The following is a 5,570-nucleotide window of genomic DNA, read 5'->3' on the forward strand; positions in this document are numbered from 1 at the left end:
CCTTCAAGAGGCGCGAGAAGATGTCGTAGGCGCGCTCGCCGCGATTGGTCTGCTCGACCACCATCGGAACGAGGTTCATGTAGGTTTCAACGGGGTTCTTCATGGACTGCCCTTGTTGGAGATGGATTCCGGCGCCTTGGCATTATCGGCAATCGCGCGGAATCGTTCTGGATCGGTTACGACCTAAATAGGATGCCGGCTCACCCTAGCGCAAGGCCGCCTCTCCTAGCCATCTGGTTAAGTCGAGTAAAGCGCTGCGGCGCCGGCGAAGCCGAGGCGGATTGGCCCTGTGAGGCGGGCTCGGTCCGGCTGGTCGAGCCGAAGCCATCGGCAAGGTAGCAATTCCTTAACCGCGCCGCTTAACGAAAAGCCTCGAAATCGCTGTCGGCTTCCGGACCTTCCGCTACAGTCCTGCGTTGTGAAGGCGTCCTTTTTCAACGGGGGAATGTCATGATCCGCAAAAGCTCCGCATCGCTGGCGGCCGTCGCGATGCTTGCCAGCGTCTCAGGAACCGCCGCCGGCGGCCGCGCGCTCGAATGCTATGAGCCGATCCATAGGCCGGCGCTTTACGACACCGTCTACGAGGATGTGATGCTGAGCCCCGGCGGGCAGGTGGTCGATTACGACGCGCCGATCTACGGCACCTATCAGGGCGTGGAGCAGATCGCACCGCCGCGCGTCACCTACGAGACTGTGCCTGCGGTGACACGCACGGTCTACCACACGGTCAAGGTCGACGATGGCGGCTATGCCTGGGAATGGCGCGTCATCCATGGCCGCAAGGTGCTGTGCAAGGTATGGCGCAAGGCCCGCTATGCGCGCGTGGCGGAAACGGTGGTGGTCCAGCCGGAGCGCGTCCGGCGCGTGGTCCTGCCGGCGGAATATGAAGCGGTTGCCCACGAAGTGCTGGTGCGGCCGCAGCAGGTACGCATCCGGCAAATCCCGCCCTCATACGGGACGGTGGCGCGCCGGGTGGTGGTGCGGGAAGGTTCGACAAGCTGGCGGCGGGTGCATATCCCGCGGCATTGCCAAGATTAAAGCAATTCCAGGAAAAGTGCTTCGCGGCTTTCCGTCCGGATTGCGTCGGAACAGAGCCCGCGGCCTGCGCCTGCAGGCCAACTCGGCGGGCGGCGGCACCGCCCGGCCGGAAACCGGTATGAATTAAGCCAGATCGATGTCGAGAATGGCCATCGAGAAATTATAGTCGCCGTCGTCCTCGTCCTTGAAGACGATGCCGAGGAACTCGTCGCCGACATAGACTTCGGCCGAGTCCTCCTTGCGCGGACGCGCCTTCACCTGCAGCTTGGGGTTCTGGAAGACGCGCTTGAAATAGGCGTCCAGCTTTCTGATCTCGTCAGGCTTCAAAAGTCTTCTCCGAAATGTCGGCCTCGTTCGATGGAACGCGCTTCTGACACGCCAACGATGGCCATGTAAAGGCAAGCCGGGACAATTGCATAGGACAAAAGCGGCCGAACCTGGCGGCCGGATTTCGGCGGTTTCCGAGGATGGCGGAGGTCAGATGTCGAAGCTGACCACGTGGTCCATGCTCTGCGACGGCAGAAGCTGGTCCATCTGCCGCGAAGGCTGGTCGCAGCCGGTTTCTCCCACGACCCGCGCCGGCACGCCGGCGACCGTCTTGTTGTGCGGCACAGGCGACAGCACCACCGAGCCGGCCGCGATCTTGGAGCAATGGCCGATCTCGATATTGCCGAGGATCTTGGCGCCGGCGCCGATCAGCACGCCGCGGCGGATCTTCGGGTGGCGGTCGCCATTGGCCTTGCCGGTGCCGCCCAAAGTCACGCCGTGGAGGATCGAGACATCATCCTCGATAACGGCCGTCTGGCCGACGACCAAGCCCGTGGCGTGGTCGAGGAAGATGCCCTTGCCGATGCGGGCGGCCGGATTGATGTCGGTCTGGAACACCGAGGACGAGCGGCTCTGCAGGTAGAGCGCGAAGTCCCTGCGGCCCTGGTTCCACAGCCAATGCGCCAGCCGGTGCGTCTGGATGGCGTGAAAACCCTTGAAATAGAGAACCGGCATGATGAAGCGGTCGCAGGCCGGGTCGCGGTCGTAATAGGCCTGGATGTCGACGCGAACCGTCGAGCTCCACTCCGGATCGTCGTCCAGCATCGCCTTGAAGGTCTGGCGGATGAGATCGGAACCGATATCCTGATGCGCCAGGCGCTCGGCCAGCCGGTGGATCACCGCCTCTTCCAGGCTCTCCTGGTTGAGAATGGTCGAATAGAGGAAGGCCGCGAGCAGCGGATCGCGGTTCACCGCCTCCATCGCCTCGTCGCGGATCGACCGCCAGATCGGGTCGACCGGCTGCACCATGCTGGGGCGGGCAATCGTAACGCTGTTCATCGACGCTCTCCGGCCTTGCTCATTCTCCGGCGGCACATATAGGACAGATCGTAGCACGGTTGAACTCAATTTTCCTTAGTGCTTTGTCAAATGGACCTGGTTCACGCAAATTCAAGCGACGATGGAAAACGAACCCTTGATCGACGAAGCGCTGAAAAGCGAGCTTGCGGCGCTGTATCAGGCCGCGGATCGCCACTATCACGGCTTGGCCCATATCGACGCGATGCTGGCGCTGGCAAGGGAATACCGGCACCTGCTCGAAGATCCGCAGGCCGTTGAAGCGGCAATCTGGTTCCACGACGCCATCTATGACAGCCGCGCCAAGGACAATGAGGCAAAAAGCGCCGGACTGGCCGAGAAAAGGCTCGCCGGGCGCGTCGCCCCTCATCGCCTCGCCCGCATCGCGGCAATGATCAACGCCACCGCCACGCACCAGTTGCCGCCGTTCCGGGACAAGGGCGCGCGCAACGATGCGGCTTTTTTGCTCGACATGGATCTGGCGATCCTCGGCGCCGAACCGGCGGTCTTCGATGCTTACGAGAAGGCGGTCCGGCTGGAATATGGCTGGGTCGAGGAGCCGATGTGGCGCGCCGGCCGCTCGGCCGTCCTGCAGAATTTCCTCGCCCGGTCGCATATTTTCTACACGCAGGCGTTCCGCGACAGGTTCGAGGCACAGGCCAGAAAGAACCTGAGCCGATCGCTGCAGGCTCTGCAAAATCCGGCCTGATCGATCAAGGACGCACTGCCGGATCGCGCGTCGTCCCGGATTTCGTCGCCTGCGCCGGGTCGAAGAGCGCCTCGAGAAAGGCTTGGACCAGCAAGCTCTGGGCATCGGCCTTGCGGTAGGCGACACGATGGACGGAGCTGAATGCGTAGGCTCTCGGCCGGATCGCCCGCATTTCGCCCTTTGCCACCCATGGATCCGCGAAATGGCAAGGCAGGAAGCCGATGAAGTTGCCCGAAAGGATGAGCATCAGTTGTGCCTCCATATGGACGACGGACGCGCTCGCGCGCGGATGGCCGACAAGATAGAGGTCGTCGAAATGCCGGTAGCTGCGGACCGAAAAACGGGCGGTGTCGATAGCCGCCTTGTCGATCGTCGAATCCGGCACGGCAAATAGGGGGTGGCGCCGCCCGCAGTAGAGGAGATGCGGCTCTCCGCAATAATCGCGGTAGACGACGCCCGGCGCCTTTTGCGACAGCGGTCCGATGACGACGTCCCGGCCACCGTCGGCGACCTGTTGTTCGAGTTCGGATGGCGTGCCCACCGTCAGGTCGATGAAGACATCGGAATCCGGCCCCATGAAGCGGCCGAGGGCATGTTGGATGCCGAGCTCCGCGCTGGTGAACACGCCGTCCGATGTGCCGAGCCGCAATCGCCCCGACAGGCTGCCGCTGGCCGCGCTGATGCGATGCCCGAAATCGTCAAGGTCGCGAAACAGCTTCTGCGCGGCATCGTAGGTGGCCCGGCCGACCTCGGTCAGCCGGAATTGCTTGCGCCCGCGATGGCAGAGCTGCGCGCCGATGCGTTTTTCCAGTTCGGCCAGATGCGTGCTCAGCGTCGGCTGCGACAGATTGAGCGTGATCTGGGCGGCCGCGAAGCCGCCGCAGTCGGCCAGCGCCACGAAGACGCGAAGCAGGCGGATATCGATATTGTCCAGCCGGCGCATGCCACTCCCTTGCCATACATCGACATTCTTCAATGTATGCTTCTAAATAAACTCATTTACATCAATGTTGAAAGCCGCGAGCCTGCGCAAAACAAACACAAAACATTGGGGAACAATCATGAAGTCATCCAGGGCCTTCGCCTTGTCCGCCGCGCTCGTGCTCGCCGGCGCGCAATCCGCCTTCAGCGCCGACCAGATCCGCATCCTGGCGCCCACATGGTTGGGATTCGCACCCGTCCACATTGCGTCCGACCTTGGCTGTTTCGCCAAGAAGGACCTCGATGTCAGCATCAAGTTCGAGGACGACCTGACGAACGTCATGGCGGCGATGGCGCGCGGCGACATCGAGCTGCAGATGCGTTCGGTCGGCGAATATCAGGGCCGTCCGCGCGATGCCTCGACCCCCGGCATCATCATCGGCACGATCGATGAATCGGTCGGCGGCGACGGCGTGATCACCGACGACAACGTCAAGTCGGTGGCCGACCTCAAGGGCAAGGTGGTGGCTGCGGAACCCAACATCCCCGCGCGCCTGCTGCTTCAGATGGAGCTGAAGCAGGCGGGCCTGTCGCTGAAAGACCTTCAGATCAAGGATATCGCCTCCGCCGACACCGGCGCGGTGTTCGTCGATCCCTCGATCGCCGCGATCGCCACCTATGAGCCGTTCATGTCGCAGGCGCTCAAGGCCTCGACCCGACCGGGCGCGCGCATGCTGATCTCATCCAAGGATCATCGCGGCATCATCATCGACGCGATCATCGTGCGCAACGATGATCTCAAGGCCAACCCGGACAAATATGCCCGTTTCCTCGGCTGCATCTATGAAGCCGTCGATTTCATCAAGGCCGAGCCGGACAAGTTCGCCGAGATGGCGTCCAAGCATTTCGGGCTGACGCCGGATGAGGTGAAGGGGATCGTCAACGGCTCGCTCTCCTACATCACGCTTTCCGAGTCGCTCGCCTATATGGGCAAGCCAGGCGAGAAAGGCACCCTGCACGGCATCTTCGACACCGTCATGCAGCTCAACCTGGAAAACGGCGCCGCCGACAACAAGCTGATCGCCGCCGATCAGATCGACAATTCGGTGATCAACAAAGTGCCTGCGAAGTAGGTCTTCCGATACGCGCCGCAGCCTCCCCCATCACCCAGGGATAGCGATTTTGTTCAGCAATCTGTTCGTCTTCCGCGGCCGTGCTGCGCCGATGGTGGAACTTTCGGTCGGCATCGCCGCGGCTTTCCTGGTGGTGGCGGCCTGGGAGGCGGCCGCGCGCTCCGGCATCATCGCGCCGCAATTCCTGCCCTCGCCCACCCGCGTGGTCGCCGCCCTGTGGAGGATGCTGACCGAACAGAACCTCGTCTGGCACGTTGCCGTGTCGACCGCTCGCGTCTGGATCGCGTTCCTGCTGGCGGCGGCGATGGCGATTCCAATCGGCATCATGATGAGCTCCTATCGCATCATCGGCGCCGCGCTGGAGCCGATGATCGACTTCATCCGCTACCTCCCGGTTCCGGCGCTGGTGCCGTTGTCGATAATCT

6 protein-coding genes and 2 pseudogenes are annotated in these 5,570 nt (G+C 62.7%); 4 read left to right on the forward strand and 4 right to left on the reverse strand.

Annotated elements, in window-relative coordinates; genetic code table 11:
- Positions 1-103 (reverse strand): annotated as a pseudogene (gene clpP / locus EOD07_RS20355) (ATP-dependent Clp protease proteolytic subunit); the annotation flags it as partial.
- A gap of 347 nt (positions 104-450) precedes the next feature.
- Here clpP and EOD07_RS20360 point away from each other — a divergent pair.
- Complete coding sequence (locus EOD07_RS20360) at positions 451-1,038, forward strand: hypothetical protein (RefSeq protein ID WP_073988576.1); 588 nt, start codon at positions 451-453, stop codon at positions 1,036-1,038.
- A 123-nt stretch (positions 1,039-1,161) separates the two neighbouring features.
- Here the strand turns inward: EOD07_RS20360 and EOD07_RS20365 are convergent, their stop codons facing one another.
- Both EOD07_RS20365 and cysE read right to left on the reverse strand, forming a co-directional pair.
- Positions 1,162-1,365 carry a DUF3126 family protein gene (locus EOD07_RS20365; RefSeq protein WP_027166457.1) on the reverse strand — a complete coding sequence of 68 codons (204 nt, stop codon included), beginning with the start codon at positions 1,363-1,365 and terminating at the stop codon, positions 1,162-1,164.
- Positions 1,366-1,515: 150 nt separating this feature from the next.
- Complete coding sequence (gene cysE, locus EOD07_RS20370; protein WP_041007130.1) at positions 1,516-2,364, reverse strand: serine O-acetyltransferase; 849 nt, start codon at positions 2,362-2,364, stop codon at positions 1,516-1,518.
- A 121-nt stretch (positions 2,365-2,485) separates the two neighbouring features.
- Between cysE and EOD07_RS20375 the strand changes: the two genes are divergently transcribed.
- Positions 2,486-3,091, forward strand: coding sequence for a hypothetical protein (locus tag EOD07_RS20375; protein WP_127236745.1), 606 nt, complete (start codon positions 2,486-2,488; stop codon positions 3,089-3,091).
- Between the two features lie 4 nt (positions 3,092-3,095).
- Here the strand turns inward: EOD07_RS20375 and EOD07_RS20380 are convergent, their stop codons facing one another.
- Positions 3,096-4,067 (reverse strand): LysR family transcriptional regulator, encoded by a 972-nt coding sequence (locus EOD07_RS20380; RefSeq protein ID WP_245470332.1) that lies wholly within the window; start codon positions 4,065-4,067, stop codon positions 3,096-3,098.
- Positions 4,068-4,152: 85 nt separating this feature from the next.
- On the opposite strand from EOD07_RS20380, the gene EOD07_RS20385 reads away from it, so the two are divergent.
- Together EOD07_RS20385 and EOD07_RS20390 are read left to right on the forward strand one after the other, a co-directional pair.
- Positions 4,153-5,145, forward strand: coding sequence for an ABC transporter substrate-binding protein (locus EOD07_RS20385; RefSeq protein ID WP_127236747.1), 993 nt, complete (start codon positions 4,153-4,155; stop codon positions 5,143-5,145).
- A 49-nt stretch (positions 5,146-5,194) separates the two neighbouring features.
- Positions 5,195-5,570, forward strand: a pseudogene (locus EOD07_RS20390) (ABC transporter permease); the annotation flags it as partial.

It is taken from the genome of Mesorhizobium sp. M2C.T.Ca.TU.002.02.1.1, assembly GCF_003997225.1.

Bases quoted from the DNA above. Each gene is read 5' to 3' on its own strand.
- EOD07_RS20385 (WP_127236747.1), top strand. From the start codon at position 4,153: ATGAAGTCATCCAGGGCCTTCGCCTTGTCCGCCGCGCTCGTGCTCGCC.
- cysE (WP_041007130.1), bottom strand. From the start codon at position 2,364: ATGAACAGCGTTACGATTGCCCGCCCCAGCATGGTGCAGCCGGTCGAC.
- EOD07_RS20375 (WP_127236745.1), top strand. From the start codon at position 2,486: ATGGAAAACGAACCCTTGATCGACGAAGCGCTGAAAAGCGAGCTTGCG.
- EOD07_RS20360 (WP_073988576.1), top strand. From the start codon at position 451: ATGATCCGCAAAAGCTCCGCATCGCTGGCGGCCGTCGCGATGCTTGCC.